Below are 16,578 nucleotides of genomic sequence, written 5' to 3'. Positions count from 1 at the left end.
ATTTTACCCGTTTAATTCCCAGGATTGGAACTCTTGAGCCACAAATCGATTTGCTCCAGCAGTTTTGTCTTGGTTGGCGCGCTGGCCAACGAGGCCCGGACAGAGCCTGCAGCCAGTTCGGCCAGCTCCTGGTCGGTGAACCCGGCGACCTGACGGGCAAATTCATACTGGTCCAACAGCCGTGACCGGAACAGCAGCGGATCGTCCGCCCCCAGCGCTACCGTGGCGCCGGCCTCGGTCAAGGTGCGCAAGGGAACTTCGGCGAGCGTGGGATACACCCCTAGGGATACGTTCGAGGCCGGGCACACTTCCAGAGCGATACCGTGGTCTACCAATGACCTCAGCAGGTCGGGTTGTTCCGCGGCCCTGACCCCGTGGCCCAGGCGGGCGGGGTGCAGGTGACGCACCACTTGGGCGATATGTTCCGGGCCGCGCAGTTCCCCGCCGTGGGGTAAGCTGGCCAGCCCCGCCCTCGCGGCGATACGAAACGCCGGTTCAAAGTCGGGGGTAGAACCGGAACGTTCATCGTTGGACAGCCCGAATCCGATGACTTCTCCCGGCTGATCCCCGGCATAACGGGAGGCCAAACGCGCCAAAGTTCGGGCATCCATCGGGTTGCGGGTGCGAGATGCCGCCACAATGACCCCGATCTCCACCCCGGTTGCCGCGGCGGAAACTTTCGCTTCGTCCAAGATGATTTCCAGGGCAGGGGTCAGTCCCCCCACCCAGGGGGCATAAGACGTGGGGTCGACTTGTATTTCTAAACGTCGCGAGCCTTCCGCCGCGTCGTCCTCAGCCGCCTCCCGCACAATGCGGCGCATCACCGTTTCACAGCGCACCAGGGCTCGTGCCAGGTCATAGGAACGTTGAAAACGAAACCAGCCCCGCTCGTCAGCCGGGACGTGCAGGGGGTCGCCTTCCCCCATAAAGCGCGGCAGACGCTGCTGAGTTTCCCGGGCCAACTCCAGCAGGGTCTGGGGACGCATCGCCCCGGTAAAATGCAGGTGTAGATGCGCTTTGGGTAAAGCCCGCAAATCCCGCTTCAGTTCACTCACGGTTACTAATCTAGGGGTTTTTCGCGTCGGACAAAACTTTGCCCCCAGCCACTAGGTTTCCGGGGCTAATAACCCGCCATTTCTTCCAGACGCTTAATCCTCTGATCCATCGGGGGGTGGGTCGAAAACAGGTTACGTGTCCGAAACGGGTGGGCAATCATCATGGCAGACACAGTTTGACGCTGCGGAGTGGGCGCCAACGGGGCGCGAGCCACCCCGGTTTCCAGCTTCTTGAGGGCCGAAGCCAGCGCCAGCGGGTCATTAGCCAGGCGCGCACCGTCCTCGTCCGCATCAAACTCGCGAGTCCGGGAAATACTCAACTGAATGAGTGAAGCCGCGATAGGTGCCCCCAAGGCGAGCAACAGACCGGCAATCGCTCCCCCGCCTTCACGGTCACGCCCTGAGAAAAACAAAGCGAACTGGGCTATGGATGTGATAACCCCGGCCAAGCCCGCCGCCACCGAGGACGTGAGAATGTCCCGGTTGTACACGTGCATGAGTTCGTGGCCCAGCACGGCCCGCAGTTCGCGCGGCTCCAGAATGTCCAGAATGCCCTGGGTGACGCACACCGCCGCGTGCTGCGGGTTGCGCCCGGTCGCGAAGGCGTTGGGGGTTTGGGTCGGGGCGAGGTACAAGGCAGGCATGGGCTGGTCTGCCTGCTGGCACAAGCCCTGCACCATCGAGTACAGTTCGGGGGCTTGCTGGGGGGTGAGCGGCTGGGCGTTCATGGCACGCAAAGCGATTTTGTCCGAGTTCCAATAGCCCACCGCGGTTTGAATCAGGGCGATGGCCCCGAACACGATAATCCACGTGCGGTTTCCGGTGCCGCCCGCTAACAGGGCGCCGATTGCCAACAGTACCATCCACAGCACACCCAGCAGCACTGCGGTTTTCAAGCCATTGAAATGTTTCTTCACGCTTTGATTGTAACGATAAGTGAGCTAAATCTCGCCGGGAAGTCTCCACCTACGGTACGAATTTTCCGCGCTATTTATTGTTTTTCGCGCCCTCCGGGGAGGCTCCGGGCGAGACAGCTTCGGTAGCAGGCGGCGGTGTCTGGGGCTGCTGGTCGCTCGGAGGCGGCTGGTTGTTCGGGGGCCGGGCCGTCTTGGTCGCGCGAGGCAGCTGATTGAGGCCCGGATTGGAAAAAGTCTTAATCCGGCTCACGGGGAAATAGCGCAGCACAGTGCGGCCCACGATTTGTTCCTCGTCCACGAAACCGTGGTTGTTGTCGTCCTGATGGTAGCGGGAATCCCCGGAATTATCGCGGTTGTCCCCCATCACCCAGTACTTGCCGGCGGGCACGGTCACATCAAAAGACACCGGTATCGTGTTTGCGCCCTTCTTCACATAGGGTTCCGCCACGACCTTGCCGTTAACCTCAATCTTATTTTGGACATTGCAGCAGGTCACGTGGTCCCCGCTAACTCCAACGACCCGCTTGACCAGGTATCCCCCGGGATATTCAGGTTTCAGCTGCAACACCCGCAGTCCTTTATCGAGGGCTTGTCCGAAGGCGGTAGCGGCAAAACCGGTGGGGTTGTCGTTCTTAAACTCGTCAGGCAGCCAGTTGTGGCGATCCTCGAACACTACGATGTCGCCGCGCTCAATGGGCTGAAAGTTCTTCATTTTCGAAACAAAAATCCGGTCGCCCTTCATCAGGGTGTTTTCCATTGACTCGGAAGGAATCACGAAAAATTGAAAAACAAACGCTTTGGCCAGCGCCATTAAGACAACAGCGACGACCACCCCCACAACCAAGTCCACCCACCACGGCGAGTTCTTAGTTTTCTTGCGGTGAGTGCGCGACAGTGCGGCCTCGGGGGTCGCTGCGGCGCGTTCGGCGGGGTCCCCAGTGTCCCGGGTCAGCTGCGTCTTTTTTCTCACGTCCTCAATCCTACCGTTTGACCCACACCGATTGCGTCTCAGGAATAGAATTTGGTCTAATCCGGGGTCTATGTCAGCCCTCGGTGGGAACAATCTGCAGGAAGGCGGGCAAGATGTTGTTTTTCAAACCTTTCAAGGCCCCGGTAAAGGGTGCCGTGGTGTTGATTACCGGAGCTGGGTCCGGGATTGGCCGGCTGATGGCCGTGGAAGCTGCCCGGCGCGGAGCCAGAGCCGTCATCATTTGGGATTTGAATGCCGAGTCCGGCGCGGAAACGGCCGGTATGGCGGAAGCTGCCGCCACGGCACCGCGTTTCCGTTCCGGGGCGTTCACGGTGGACGTCACCGATGCCGAGGTCGTGCATGAAGCTGCTCGACAGACCTTGAGCGAGTACGGCAGGGTTGACATCCTCATCAACAATGCCGGTATCGTCACCGGTAAACCTGTGTTGGAAACGACCGACCGCGATGTGCAGCGTTCTTTCGAGGTGAACACGATTGCCCACTATCGTACGGTTCGCGAGTTTTTGCCGGGCATGATTGCGCGTGACCGCGGTTCAGTCGTGACTATCGCCTCAGCAGCTGGGTTGGTCGGGGTGCCGCGCCTGAGTGACTACAACGGTTCCAAGTTCGGGGCGGTCGGTTTTGCCCAATCCCTGCGTGAGGAACTGCGCCATATGGGTTCGCACGTCCATACCTTGCTGTACTGCCCGTATTACATTTCGACCGGGATGTTCGCCGGGGTGAAAACAAAGTTTTCCCTGGTTTTGCCAATCCTTACTCCGGAAAAAGTCGCGACTCAGGTTTTGGACGCAATCGACAAAGGTACCCAGTTTAAGGTCCACCCCCCGATTGTGCGCCTGGTACAGATTTTGCAGGCCTTCCCGGTACCTTTCATGGACGCGATGGTGGAATTCTTCGGCGTCGCCGACACAATGAATGAGTTCAAAGGGCGCGCCGGCGACGCTACGAAGTAGCGTCAAATCGGCGCGGCAACAGCGCGAAGCCGTTAAGAAACGGTGCTGGTGCACCGTTTCAGGCGAAGCACCACAAAAATAAAACGCCGACGCTACGAAGTAGCGTCAAAACGGCGCGGCTGCATACCCCCAAAATAAAAAGGGCTTCGCCGCACTGATGTGCGGCGAAGCCCCTGCTCTAAGCCTTACTTTCCGGATTTTTTGGATTTACCGCTGGAATCAGCAGCGATCTCTTCCGCACAGGCTTTCACGGCATCGTCGACGGTGCGACGGTGTCCCGGCGTCAGGTCTTTCAATCGGCCCTCAACCACCGTAATCACGGTGCCGGAAGGCAAATCTTCATAGACCTTATCGGCCGCGCAGGCAGCCAAAGCTACAGACATAATGTCCGCTACAGCGGCCTCTTGCTGCTTATCTTTAGCCTCCCCATCGGCACCGTTCTTGGCGGCGGCGAGCTGGTCAGCCAGAGCCGTAGAAAACTCATCCTTGCTGGGTTTCGTCCCGTCCTTGGCTTCGTTTCCGCAGGCAGTCAAGCTAAATACCAGGGCTCCTGCCAGGCACAGTCCGGCAATTTTACGAATCATAATGATGTCCTCCTCAGTTTCAGGTCTACTTTAGGCGGTTAATTTGCAAGTGTGCAAAATCCGAGAGAGCGGCCTTAACTTTTCCTTCGGGAATGTGGTCCAGGTGTCCCAGGGCGCGTTCGACCCACTGCTCGGCCAGCCGCTTTGTTTCCGCCGTCACCGGGTGCGCCGCCAATTGGGCGGTGACTTGGGCTAAAACCGCATCGTCTTGCAGGGAGGCAGTATCGCCAATCGCTTTCAACAAGGCGCGGTCGGCCTCGGTGTCCCGGCCCTCCTGCACGGTCTTTTCCAGCAGCAGGACGGGTAGCGTTTTCGTGCCGTCGCGCAGGTCGGCTCCGGGGGTTTTCCCGCTTTGAGCCTCGGTAGCCTGCAGATCCAACACATCATCGGCAATCTGGAACGCCACGCCCAAATCCTCGCCGAACTGGGTCACGGCCGCGACCGTGGCCGCCTCGCAGCCGGAGAGTTCCGCCCCGTACAGTGCCGCACAGCCAATCAACGCGCCGGTTTTGTCCCGCAGCACGTCAATATAGAACTCGATGGGGTCGTCATCATCGCCGGGACCGAAAATGTCATGCATTTGCCCCAAGCACAACCGCTCGAACGTTTGGGAATGCTGCGCCACGATGCTAGGTCCGAGTTCGGACACCAGCAGGGAGGCTCGGGCAAAAATCAAATCCCCCGCCATCACCGCCAGAGTGTTAGTCCACTGCACGTGCGCCGCGCGCACCCCGCGACGCACGGTCGCTTCGTCCATCAAATCATCGTGGTACAGCGAAGCCAGGTGAGTCAGCTCCACTGCCACCGCGGCTTGCTTAACCTGGGTGGACACGGGTTGATCCGGAGCTCCCAGCTGGGAAATGAGTAGGGTCAGCAGGGGACGCATCCGTTTTCCACCAGCGGATCGCAGGTGGGAAACCAGCTCAGAGGTGTTATCCCGCTGCGTCTGGGTTTCCCGCACCAGCATCTGTTCGACGTCATCTAAGGCTTCCTGGAGTTTCGTTTCCAGTGAGCCCTGTGTCTCTAAGACAGAATCGGTCGAGACCGGGTATTGCGTAGCGGTCAGTTTTTTTCTCACGGGTTCAAGACTATGCGCCCAGAGTAAACAACGCCAAAAGCGGCTGGCTGGCGACACCCAATGCGATGGTCGCCAGCGCGCACAGCACGATGACGCACTTGGTCAAGCCGTCGCCAGCCGAGATGGTGGCGGTGTCTGAACCGGGTTCGGTAAAGAACATTCGCATGATGACCCGGAAGTAAAAGAACGCGGTAACGACCGAGGCCAGCAATCCAATCAGGACCAGGATGCCGTTGGCGGAATCCGCCGCCAAGCCCGCTTCGAACACGACGAACTTTCCAATGAATCCACCGGTCAGAGGGATACCCGCGAAGCTCAGCAGGAAGATAGCCATTGCGGCGGCCATGGCCGGATGCTTACGCCCCAAACCGTCCCAAGAGCTCAGCGCCGAAGCCTCGCCGCGCACCGTGCCTTCTGCATCCTCGTCACGCACAATCGAGACGACAGCAAAAGCGCCGATGGTGGCGACGCCGTAAGCCAAGACGTAAAAGACTATGGAAGTGAAAGCGCTACCCGTAGTCCCGAACAGGGCAATCATGATGAAGCCCACGTGGGCAATCGAGGAGTATGCCAACATCCGCTTCACGTCAGTTTGGACGATGCCCAGGAAGGTGCCCACCACGATGGTCGCGATGATGACCATCCACATGAGGACCACGAAGTCCCAGCTCAACTGCGTGTAGAGGAAACTGTACAGGTGCAGCAGAGCACCGAAAGCAGCGACTTTCACCCCAGCCGCCATGAAGCCGGAAATCGGCGAGGGCGCGCCTTGGTAAACGTCGGGAGCCCAGGCGTGGAACGGCACGGCGGAAACCTTAAAGAACAAGCCCACCAGCAGCATCGCCCCGCCGGTCAGGAGCATCCAGTCCAAGCCCGAGTTCAAGGCCACCGCGTTGGACATCTCGACCATGCTCAAAGTCCCGGTGTAGCCGTAGAGCATGGTGATACCCATCAGGAAGAATGCCGAGGCAAAAGCGCCGAGGATAAAGTACTTCAGACCGGCTTCTTGGCTCAGCAGGCGACGACGCCGACCCATCGCGCTCATGATGTAGAGCGGCAAGCTCATCAACTCCAGGGCCACGAACAGGGTCAACAGGTTCCCTGAGCTGATGAAAGCCATCATGCCGCCCAGCGAGTAGAGGAACAAGGCGTACATTTCCGTGCGCTGGTAGCGAATCTTAATCGCGTAGTTTTCTTGGGAAGAGCCGGGGGTGTCGGCCGCCTGGGGAGCAAACGAGCCGTCGTTCGGGGTGGAGCGGTCAATGACGACAATGGCCGCCAACAGCCCTACGACCAGCAAAACCAGCTGGAATCCCAGCGAGAGCTGATCCTCAAACAGGGTTCCCGCCGCGATTTGCCGCGCCCCCTGCTGACCGACCACGGAGAAACGCCAAGCCACCAGGATAATCGCTGTAATGATGCTGGCGATAGTGAGGAAGGCGTTGACGCCTTTACGGAAGCCGGGCCAGGGGAAGGCCTCAATCAGGGTCGCTAACACGGCGGCGCCCAGCAGGACTAGCAGGGGACTTAGCGCATCCCACTCCACCACGGGGCTAACCTCCAAGGTTTTCACAATCACCGGAAGAATCGCGTTCATTGGGCGCCTCCTTCGCTCGTGGCTAAGACAGCTGAGGCAGACACCAACCCGCTATTAGACACTGCTTGATACATGAGGGCAGCATCAGGCTTGATCAGGTCCAAGGTCGGTCCGGGCAGAACGCCCAAACCAAACATCGCCAAAACCAAGGGAACCATGATGAACTTTTCCCGCCAGTTCAAATCGTCAGCTTCGCGAACCTCGCCGTCAATCGGCCCAGTAAACACATTCAGGTAAGGCACCAGTAGGTAAACCGAAGCCAGCACTACTCCGAGGATAGACACAATCGCCGCCGCGATGTTCATCTTAAACGTGCCGACCAGAATCAAGTATTCGGGCAGGAAACCGGACAGGCCAGGCAGGGCGATAGCCGCCAAGCCCGACACCAGGAACAGGCCTGCCAAAGTCGGGGTGACCCGCTGGAAACCGCGGTAGGCCGCGATTTCTTGGGTGCCGCCTCGCGTGGTCAGCCAGCCGCTCAACAGGAACAAACCGGCGATAGACACCCCGTGGGCGACCATGTAGAGCATGGCGCCCTCAATCGCGGTCTGAGAGCCGATGTACAGCGCCAGCACCATGAACCCGAAGTGGCTCACGGATGTGAAAGACACCAAACGCAGCAGGTCCTTTTGCGAAATTGCCGCCAGTGCCCCCCACAGAATCGAGATGATTGCCAACACCACGATAACGGGCGCAACTTTGGCGGACGCCTCCGGGAACAGCTGCCAGCAGAACATAATCATGCCCCAGGTACCGACCTTGTCCAGTACCCCCACCAGCAGCACGGAGGTACCGCCGCGGGCAACCGCCGCGGTGGAAGGCAGCCAGGTGTGTACCGGCACCATCGGAGCCTTGATTGCGAAAGCAATGAGGAAAGTCGTCATCATCCACATGCCGGCTGCCCCGGGGTGGAAGTTCCCGGAGGTCAGGTAATCCATGTGGAAAGCCCGGTCGCCACCGCCGGAATACACGTAGACGCCGATGACGCCAAACAGCATGACCAAGCCGCCCGCCAGGGAATACAGTACGAACTTGATAGCGGCGTGGCGGCGCACTTGTGCATCCCCGTTACCGTAACGGCCCACCAGGAAGTACAGCGGAATCAGCATCCCCTCAAAGGCGATATAGAACAGCAGCAGGTCACGGGCGACGAACAGCAGCACCATGAAGGATTCCAAAGCTAAGATGAGGGCGGCGTAGCCGGCTGCCGCTTTCGGGTCGGTGTCGTCCCGCCAGGAAGCCAGAATGACCAGGGGGGTCAGGGCGGTGGCGAGGATAATCATCACCATGCCCAGCCCGTTGACGCCCAGCGCCCAAGACAGGCCAATCGCGGGCATCCACGAGTAGGATTCGCCCAGTTGGAAAGCTCCCGGCGTCTCCGGGGCGAAGTCATAGCTGGTAAACAGGGCCACCAGCACACCTGCCAGGACCGCACTAGACACGGCGAGGGAAACTTCCCGGCCGATGGAACGCAGCCAGGGGATGAGCCAGATTGCCAGGGCAAACCCCATCGGGATACCCACCAGCAAGGACAACCACGGGAAACCAGCCGTTGTCGGAATAGTTGTTTGAGTCAAAACCATGTTCATCCTTCGTTTACCTCACAGCCTTGTCGCCAATACCAGGACAAGAGCCAAAACTGTGCCGAACAGGGTCCAGCCAGCGTAGCGGCGCGGGGAACCGGAGTGAGCCAGCGCCCCGACTTTACCGAGCCAGAGTGAGAGCCGACCGGTGCCTTCCACGATGCCGTCGATGACCACCCGGTCTGCCACCGCCACCCCGGAGGACAGCGCCAGCGTGGGGATAATCGCAACCTTTTCGTTGACAACGTCTTGGTAGAGGTCCTCGCGGGCCGCCATGATAAAGGCGTTGGCTTCGGGCACGGCCTTTTCGACCGGACGTTTCATGAACAGCACCCACGCGGTGAGCACCCCGATGATGACCACCGCCAGGGTCAACCCAATCAGCAGGGCTTCGGGCATGACCGGCTCGCCATGCTCGACCATCTGGCCGCGGGTGCCGATATTCACGATGGGGTTCAGCCACGTCACGAACAGGTTGCCTACCGAGAGCAGGCCGCCGAGTGCAATGGAGAACACGGACAGCACCAGGAGCGGAATGGTCATCCACGGACCGGCCTCGTGCGGGTGTACCGGGGCGCCTTCTGCCTCGGTAGTCCAGCGAGCCTCCCCGTGGAAGATCAGGAAGAACAGGCGGGACATATAGAAAGCGGTGATACCGGCGCCGAACAGGGCAACGAGACCAAATACCCAGGGGTACCAGGTTCCGAAGTTCGGGTTGGGCAGGAAAGCCACCTCGATGATTTTGTCCTTGGAAAAGAATCCGGAGAACGGCGGGATTCCCAGGATAGCCAGCCAGCCGATAAAGAACGCGAACCAGGTAATCTTCATGACCTTGAACAGCCCGCCGAAACGGCGAATGTTGACCTGTTCGCTCATCGCGTGCATGACCGCACCGGCAGACAGGAACAGCTGAGCCTTGAAGAAGCCGTGGGTAATGAGGTGGAAGATGGCGAAAGCCCAGCCGACCGGGCCCAGGCCCGCCCCCAGCATCATGTAACCGATTTGGCTCATGGTAGAGGCCGCCAGGACCTTCTTCATGTCGTCTTTCGCACAGCCGACGATGGCCCCAAACAGCAGAGTGATAGCCCCAACAATGGCCACGACCAGGGACGCGACCGGGGTTTGCGTATAGATAGCGCCGGAACGAACCATCAGGTACACGCCCGCGGTCACCATCGTGGCGGCGTGAATCAGCGCGGACACCGGGGTCGGACCGGCCATAGCGTCACCGAGCCAGGCTTGGAGGGGGAACTGGGCGGATTTACCACAGGCCGCCAGCAACAGGAACAGGCCAATCGCCGTAGCCCAACTCGGCCGCAGCGTAACGCCCAACACATCGGCGAAATCCACGGAGCCGACCACGGCGAACATTGACATCATCGCCAGCAGCAGCCCCAGGTCACCCACGCGGTTCATGATGAAAGCCTTGTTCGCGGCCAGGGCATTGTTGTGTACCTGGTTCCAGAAGCCAATCAGCAGGTAGGATGCCAAACCGACGCCTTCCCAACCGACGAACGTCACCAGGTAGGAACTGCCCAGCACCAAGGTCAGCATGGAGGCCACAAAGAAGTTCAGGTAGGCAAAGAAACGGCGCCGGTCGGGGTCAGCCGCCATGTATCCCACCGAATAGATGTGAATGAGACCGCCGACGAACGTCACCAGCATCACAAACGAGATGGATAGCGGGTCCAGCAGCAGACCGAAGTTCACGTTCACTTCCGAGCCGGGCAGCCAGTTCCACACCGTCAGGGTTTGCGCCCGATTCTCGGGGGAGCGTCCCAGCATCTCTACCAGAATGGCCACGCCAACCACGAAGGAGGCCCACGGCGCCAGCATTCCCAGGTAGTGTCCCCAGGAATCCACGCGGCGCCCTGCAATGAGCAGGAACATGGAACTGACGAAAGGAATGGCAATCATCAGCCAGGCGTATTGAGCCATGCCGGTGGCGGCTCCGAATTCCAGAATCGCGCCGCTAGCCAGCCCGTTGACAAGATTGAAAGTTTGCAACATATTTTCCTTTCCCCCTTAGCCGTTCAACAGGTTGAAGTCGTCGAGGGAGGTGGTGCGCCGGGAGCGGAACAGCGACACAATCAGGGCCAAGCCGACCACGACTTCCGCCGCCGCCACGGTCATCACAAAGAACGCCAGGACCTGGCCGGTCATATTGGCGTTGGCTTCTCCCAGAGCCACCAGCGCGATATTGCACGAGTTCAGCATGATTTCCACACCCATCAAGGCAATGACTGCGGAACGGTGGAGCAGCACGGTCAGGGCGCCCACGGCAAAGAGGCCCAGGGCCACGAATACCAGGAACATCACGTTCATGCGTTCTCTCCTTCTTTCGTGGCTGCACCCGGTTCGGTGTGGCCCTCAATAGTGTTGTCCAGCGGTTCTGCCTGATTTGGCAGAGTTTCAGGGGCGCCGGTTCCGGGCATTCCCGCCGCGCCGGAACGCGCGACCAGCGCGGAGGATTTCGCACCATGCAAGCTCACGTCACCACTGGCTTCGGCCGCCAACGCGCGAGCCGCCCACGGTGAGGCTTCCCCAAGCGAGCGTTCTTCGCCGCGAACTCGCACCACGCGCGGTACCGATTCCGGCACCGGACGCAGGGTTTCGCCGCTGATAGCCGGTACATCCAAAGCATTGGTTTCGGCGTAAACACCCGGCGGCACAGTCTGACCGAGGACGTGACCGGACTCCCGGTACGCTTTCATGCGTTGCTTCACCAGGAAAGACTGGGTCACGCGCGGCAACAGCGCCTCGGAGTGGGTCAGGCTCATCGCCCCGACCGCCGCCACAATCAGCAGGGTCGCGACCATTTCCAGCGGAGCGTAGTAAGTGTTGATGACTTCGGAGGCCAGCCGGACCGGATTCGGATCCCCGCTGGGCTGCGCCGGAGCCCCGTTCACCGTGGTGTTTGCGGCTGCCACTATCGCCATAATCCCGAAAGCGACAACCAGCAGCACCGCCACCGCCACGGTCACGACTTTGGAGTCTCGCGGCGAGTCCACGGCTTGTACCCCCACCAACATGATGACGAACAGGAACATCATCATGATGGCGCCGGTGTAAACCACAATCTGAACCGCGCCCAGGAACTCGGCTCCGACCGAAAAGTAGATGCCGGCCACGCACACCATCATGGCGACCATGTAGACCGCGGCGTGAACAGCTCGATTCGACAGCGCGACACCCAAAGCCGCAATCAACGCCAGAGCGGAACACGCCGCTACGAAGATTGTCTGACCGGTGCCCATCTCGGGTAAGGCGGCGGCCGCTTGCAGCAAGTGGCTCATGCTTTCACCTCCTGTGCCGGTTTTCCGGCGCTGGCCAAGGAGGCATCGTGCGGACGGCGACTCGCGACCCAGTCAATCTGGTCGGGGGTCGCGCCGGTGACGCTTCCGTTGTAGTAATCCATGTCAGAAGTGCCTGACGCCATCGGGTGCGGCGTGTCTAGCATCCCGGCATTCAAAGGAACCAACAGGCGGTCCTTTTCAAAAATCAAATCCTCGCGGTTGTCATCCCAAATCTCGTAATCGTTAGACATCGTGAGGGCCCGCGTCGGGCAGGCTTCGATGCACATCCCGCAAAAGATGCAGCGCAGGTAGTTGATTTGATAGACCCGCCCGTAACGTTCGCCCGCACTGTACTGTTCCTCCGGGGTGTTCGAGGCGGCCTCTACATAGATAGCGTCGGCCGGGCAAGCCCAGGCGCACAGTTCGCAGCCCACACACTTTTCCAAGCCGTCCGGGTAGCGGTTCAGCTGGTGACGTCCGTGGTAGCGCGGCTGAGTCGGTACCTTTTCGAACGGATACTGTTCAGTCACGTAGGGGCGGAAGAAGTTGCGGAACGTGACTCCGAAACCGGCGACCGCTTTCAGCGACTCCGCGATGGGGCCTTTTTTCTTCCGTTGCCACAGCTGGGGATCCACGTCCGCGGCGGGGGCAGGACCAGTTGACGCGGCGGCGTGGTCCGGTTCGTCAGGGGAGGCGACCAAGTTGTTGTCAGAAGTTTGCTCGCTCACTTTTCTTCCTTTCCGCCCGTGATGGCCGTTTCAGCCGGGATGTTGGGAGTGACTTTCAAGAGTCCGGAACGCGGACTGGGAGGCAGCTCTTGTCCCGGGAGGGGCGGGACCGGGAATCCGTCCGCCATCGGGTCGAAGGGTTTGTCCGCAACCGGTTTCGCTTTCTTGACGGGAATCAACATCACGATGACCAGTAGCACCACGCAGACCCCCGCTACCGCAATCATGATTTGTTGCGAGTTGAAGCCAAAGAACACGGGCAGCGCCTTAATCCAAGCCACCGCCATCATCCACACGAAACCGACGGGAATCAGGACCTTCCAGCCCAGGTTCATGAACTGGTCGTAGCGGAAGCGCACCTGAGTGCCGCGAACCCACACAAAAATCCAGAACAGGAACCACACCTTGAGGGTGAACCACAGAATCCCCCACCACGGCGACCCGGTGACGGGGTTCATGAAGTCCCACTGCCACGGCGCTTTGTAGCCGCCCAGGAACATGGTCACCGCCACGGCGGAAACATTAAAGATGTTGATGTATTCGGCCAGGTAGTACCAGGCGAAGTTCATTCCCGAGTATTCGGTTTGATGTCCGGCCACCAGCTCGCTTTCGCATTCCGTCAAGTCGAAGGGCAGACGGTTCGTTTCCCCGAAAGAAGCGATGAGAAAGACGATGAAGGCGGGCAACAGTCCCAGCAGCCAGCTCGGATCCTTTTGCGCCTCCACGATTTCGGAGGTGGACATGGAACCAGCCATGATGAACACGCTGACCAAGGCGGTGCCCATCGCCAGCTCATAGGAGATAACTTGAGCCGTGGAACGCACGGAACCTAGCAGCGGGAACGGAGAGTTCGCCGACCAGCCACCCAGAACAATCCCGTAAATCCCGATGGAGGAAATCGCCAGCACGATTAGCGTGGCGACCCCGGAGTCAAACAACTGCAGCGGGGTAGAGATTCCACCAATCGTCACGTTGGGCCCGAAGGGAATCAGCGCGAAGATGGCGAAAGCCGTGAATGCCACCAGAATCGGGGAAACCAGGTAAATCAGAGTGTCGGCACCCTTGAGACGGAAGTTTTCTTTGAACACCATCTTGCCGGCGTCCGCAACCGCTTGGAGCAAACCAAGCGGGCCGCGCACGTTCGGACCGGGACGGGTTTGAATACGGCCCAAGCCGCGGCGCTCCACCCACAGTGCCAACAGCACGTAGAGAATCAGCGTCACGATGATAATCAGGGCTTTGATGAGGGAAATCCACCAGGTTTCCTGGCTGAAGTCAGCCCCTTTCGGAGCCGCTGCCACGGCGGGCCACAGGTCAGCTCCCATAACGGTCAGGATAGGAATCAATGTGTACATGATGGTTACGCCTCCGCTGCTTTCAAGCTAACAAGCTGGCCGTAAGCCGAACCCAAGGTTTCGTGAACCAGGGATCCGGGGGAACATTCCGGCATCCACACGACCCGCTCCGGCAGGTCAGTGAGTACCACCGGCAGAGTCAAGGCGCCTTTCGGTCCCGTAATCTTGGCAAAGTCGGTAATACCGTTTTCCCGGGCGGTTTTCGCGCTCATGCGCGCCACCGGAACTTTGGCAGTCCCCGCCAAGTACGGTTCGCCGTCTTGGCAGCGCCCCGCGTCCAGCAGCGGCTTCCAGGTGATAACCAGAGCCTGACCCGCCTCGGGGGGAACAATGGGAGGATCCTGCCGGAAAGGCGCCCCCAAACGGATACCTTGCCAGGGCCCCAGCTCCTCGTATTCGTGCCAAATCGCGGCCAGAGAATCCAGCCCCAGGTCGTAGCCCGCGGCCCGACCCAACAGGTTCATGACCTTCCAGTCCGGCAGCGCGTGTGAGGCCAAAGCCTGACCGAAGGGGCGCAGCCGGCCTTCCCAGTTGATGAAAGTACCGCTCTTTTCGTGCGGCGGAGCCACTGGCAGGACGACATCGGCGTACTGGGTAATCTCGGTCTTGCGCACCTCCAGCTGAATGACGTGCTTCACGCCTTTGAGGACTTCCCGCGTGCCGTCCGGGTCCTCCAGGTCGCGCAGGTCCACCCCGCCCATCACCATAGTGGTGCCGGGCAGGAACTGTTCCCAAGCCTCGGGGGTCAACATACACCGGAAACACAGCGGCAGATTCTCATGCAGCGGCTCCTTTAGGCCCCAAGCCGCATCGATGTCGGCGCGTGCCGCCGGGTCGGTTACCAGGCGACCGCGCGGCAGCAGACCGGGGAAACAGCCCGCCTCAATAGCGGCACGCGAACCGGCACGCCGCGGTATCCACGCCCAAGCGGCGTTTGTGGCATCGGCCAGACGCGCAGCATATTCCAGCTCGTCAACGACCAAGCTGGCACGCTCCCCCATCAGCACCAGTGAGCCGGGCTGGCTCAGGGATTCTTTCACCCAGGCAAACTCGCCTTTACCATCGATGATGTCTTGTAGGATTTGGAGTTGCTCCCCCGGCTGGTTTTGCACCAGGGTGGCACCGAGTTTGCGCGCACCATCGCTGAGGAATGAGGCGAGGGTGGCGACCTTCGTGCCGTGGTTTTGCGTAGCTTTGCGCAGCCGCAGGAACAGGGTGGCGCATTCGTCCTCCGGTTCCAGGTCGACCAGGAACACAAACGGCGCTTTTTCAATGTCTTGGTAGGTCACTGTTACCGGACGCCCCGCGACCCGCATTTTGATGAAGTTCACTTCGTCCATGCGGAAGTCTCGCGAGCGCGCATCCACAATGTTCGACTTGCCTACCACGTGAGCAAACTTGCCCCAAGCGTAGTAGTCCTCGAGGGTCAGGTGTTCGCCGGGGAAGAACGTGACCTCCGAGTTTTCCGCAGATTCTTTAACATAGGCGGCGGCCCGGGAAAGGGCGGTACCCCAGTCGGTTTCCTCCAACTCGCCCGCGTCGTTACGCACCATCGGGCGGGTCAAACGGTCCGTGGAGGACTGCCACGCGAAAGCGTAACGGTCCTTGTCAGAAATCCATTCCTCGTTGACCTCGGGATTGTCCCCCGCCAGCTGGCGCAACACGACCCCACGGCGCGCATCGACGCGGATTTCCGCCCCACTGGCGTCCTGGTCGGTAATCGAGGGGGTCGAGATGAGGTCGTGGGGACGCGCCCGGAAACGGTAGGAGGCGTTCGTAAGCGCGCCGACCGGACAAATCTGCGTGACGTTACCGGAGAAGTACGAGGCGAAACGTCGACCGGACACGTCGCGGTGCGCCACGTCCGGGTTACCCGAATGCATCGAACCGATAATGCCGGGCTCCCCACTCGGGCCGGTCATCGATTCACAAGCCGTGACGGTAGCGCCGTCCGGGTTCGCCTCTTCGTCATAAATCCCCAACACCTGCGTGTCGAAAGAACCAATGTTTTCACCCATAAAGAAGTGGTGATCGCATGGAGAGGAACCGCCGCCCCGCCCTTGTAGGTCGATGAAGGCGTCACCGGCGATTTCTTTACCGAAACGCACGCAGCGCTGGCACAGCACGCAACGGTCCCGGTCCAGCAGAATCTCGGAAGTCAGGCGCACCGGCTTGGGCCAGACACGCTTTTTATCGGTGAAGCGCGAGGTCGGGTTGCCCTCCATGAACGTCTGGTTTTGCAGGGGGCATTCGCCGCCCTTGTCGCAAACCGGGCAGTCCAGCGGGTGATTGACCAGCAGGAACTCGAGGATACCGTTTTGGGCTTTGGCCGCGACCTCGGAGGTGAACTGGGTGTAGATCTCCATCCGATCCGAACAGGTGGTCGAGCAGGCCGGCATCGGTTTGGGCATCTTGGCGACTTCACCCTGCCGGTTGGGCAT

The 16,578-nt window shown here is 60.2% G+C and carries 14 protein-coding genes; 1 reads left to right on the top strand and 13 read right to left on the bottom strand.

Annotation, left to right across the window (positions count from 1 at the left end; translation table 11 throughout):
* Positions 1 to 11: 11 nt before the first annotated feature.
* The 3 genes from Q0V70_RS07755 to lepB all read right to left on the bottom strand — a co-directional run bounded on the left by Q0V70_RS07755 (position 12) and on the right by lepB (position 2,942).
* A complete protein-coding gene (locus tag Q0V70_RS07755) occupies positions 12 to 1,055 on the bottom strand; it encodes an adenosine deaminase (protein ID WP_297590407.1) in 1,044 nt (347 codons plus the stop codon).
* A 65-nt stretch (positions 1,056 to 1,120) separates the two neighbouring features.
* On the bottom strand, positions 1,121 to 1,972 hold the full coding sequence (htpX, locus tag Q0V70_RS07750) for a zinc metalloprotease HtpX (RefSeq protein WP_297590405.1): 852 nt from the start codon (positions 1,970 to 1,972) through the stop codon (positions 1,121 to 1,123).
* Between the two features lie 70 nt (positions 1,973 to 2,042).
* Positions 2,043 to 2,942, bottom strand: a complete 900-nt coding sequence (gene lepB / locus Q0V70_RS07745) for a signal peptidase I (protein ID WP_297590401.1) — start codon at positions 2,940 to 2,942, stop codon at positions 2,043 to 2,045.
* 113 nt (positions 2,943 to 3,055) lie between these two features.
* Here lepB and Q0V70_RS07740 point away from each other — a divergent pair, with 113 nt between their 5' ends.
* Positions 3,056 to 3,916, top strand: coding sequence for an SDR family oxidoreductase (locus tag Q0V70_RS07740; protein ID WP_297590399.1), 861 nt, complete (start codon positions 3,056 to 3,058; stop codon positions 3,914 to 3,916).
* Positions 3,917 to 4,101: 185 nt separating this feature from the next.
* Here Q0V70_RS07740 and Q0V70_RS07735 read toward each other — a convergent pair whose 3' ends face one another.
* The 10 genes from Q0V70_RS07735 to Q0V70_RS07690 all read right to left on the bottom strand — a co-directional run.
* Positions 4,102 to 4,500, bottom strand: coding sequence for a hypothetical protein (locus Q0V70_RS07735; RefSeq protein WP_295027607.1), 399 nt, complete (start codon positions 4,498 to 4,500; stop codon positions 4,102 to 4,104).
* Positions 4,501 to 4,525: 25 nt separating this feature from the next.
* The gene (locus Q0V70_RS07730; protein WP_297590396.1) at positions 4,526 to 5,578 is read right to left on the bottom strand and encodes a polyprenyl synthetase family protein; all 1,053 of its coding nucleotides are present in this window, start codon (positions 5,576 to 5,578) and stop codon (positions 4,526 to 4,528) included.
* A gap of 10 nt (positions 5,579 to 5,588) precedes the next feature.
* The gene (gene nuoN / locus Q0V70_RS07725; RefSeq protein ID WP_297590393.1) at positions 5,589 to 7,175 is read right to left on the bottom strand and encodes an NADH-quinone oxidoreductase subunit NuoN; all 1,587 of its coding nucleotides are present in this window, start codon (positions 7,173 to 7,175) and stop codon (positions 5,589 to 5,591) included.
* Complete coding sequence (locus tag Q0V70_RS07720; RefSeq protein ID WP_297590390.1) at positions 7,172 to 8,764, bottom strand: NuoM family protein; 1,593 nt, start codon at positions 8,762 to 8,764, stop codon at positions 7,172 to 7,174. Before Q0V70_RS07720 ends, nuoN begins: the two co-directional genes overlap by 4 nt.
* Positions 8,765 to 8,776: 12 nt before the next feature.
* Positions 8,777 to 10,768 carry an NADH-quinone oxidoreductase subunit L gene (nuoL, locus tag Q0V70_RS07715; protein ID WP_297590387.1) on the bottom strand — a complete coding sequence of 664 codons (1,992 nt, stop codon included), beginning with the start codon at positions 10,766 to 10,768 and terminating at the stop codon, positions 8,777 to 8,779.
* A gap of 15 nt (positions 10,769 to 10,783) precedes the next feature.
* Positions 10,784 to 11,083 carry an NADH-quinone oxidoreductase subunit NuoK gene (gene nuoK / locus Q0V70_RS07710; RefSeq protein ID WP_282921025.1) on the bottom strand — a complete coding sequence of 100 codons (300 nt, stop codon included), beginning with the start codon at positions 11,081 to 11,083 and terminating at the stop codon, positions 10,784 to 10,786.
* Complete coding sequence (locus Q0V70_RS07705; protein WP_297590384.1) at positions 11,080 to 12,054, bottom strand: NADH-quinone oxidoreductase subunit J; 975 nt, start codon at positions 12,052 to 12,054, stop codon at positions 11,080 to 11,082. Before Q0V70_RS07705 ends, nuoK begins: the two co-directional genes overlap by 4 nt.
* On the bottom strand, positions 12,051 to 12,782 hold the full coding sequence (gene nuoI / locus Q0V70_RS07700) for an NADH-quinone oxidoreductase subunit NuoI (protein ID WP_297590382.1): 732 nt from the start codon (positions 12,780 to 12,782) through the stop codon (positions 12,051 to 12,053). The genes Q0V70_RS07705 and nuoI overlap by 4 nt, the downstream gene beginning before the upstream one ends.
* A complete protein-coding gene (gene nuoH / locus Q0V70_RS07695; protein WP_297590380.1) occupies positions 12,779 to 14,137 on the bottom strand; it encodes an NADH-quinone oxidoreductase subunit NuoH in 1,359 nt (452 codons plus the stop codon). Before nuoH ends, nuoI begins: the two co-directional genes overlap by 4 nt.
* Before the next feature lie 5 nt (positions 14,138 to 14,142).
* On the bottom strand, positions 14,143 to 16,578 hold a 2,436-nt coding region (locus tag Q0V70_RS07690; RefSeq protein ID WP_297590378.1), incomplete at its 5' end, for an NADH-quinone oxidoreductase subunit G.

It is taken from the genome of uncultured Mobiluncus sp. (assembly GCF_947087965.1).
Classification (GTDB): domain Bacteria; phylum Actinomycetota; class Actinomycetes; order Actinomycetales; family Actinomycetaceae; genus Mobiluncus.
This window is presented reverse-complemented; position numbering and strand designations above follow the sequence as displayed.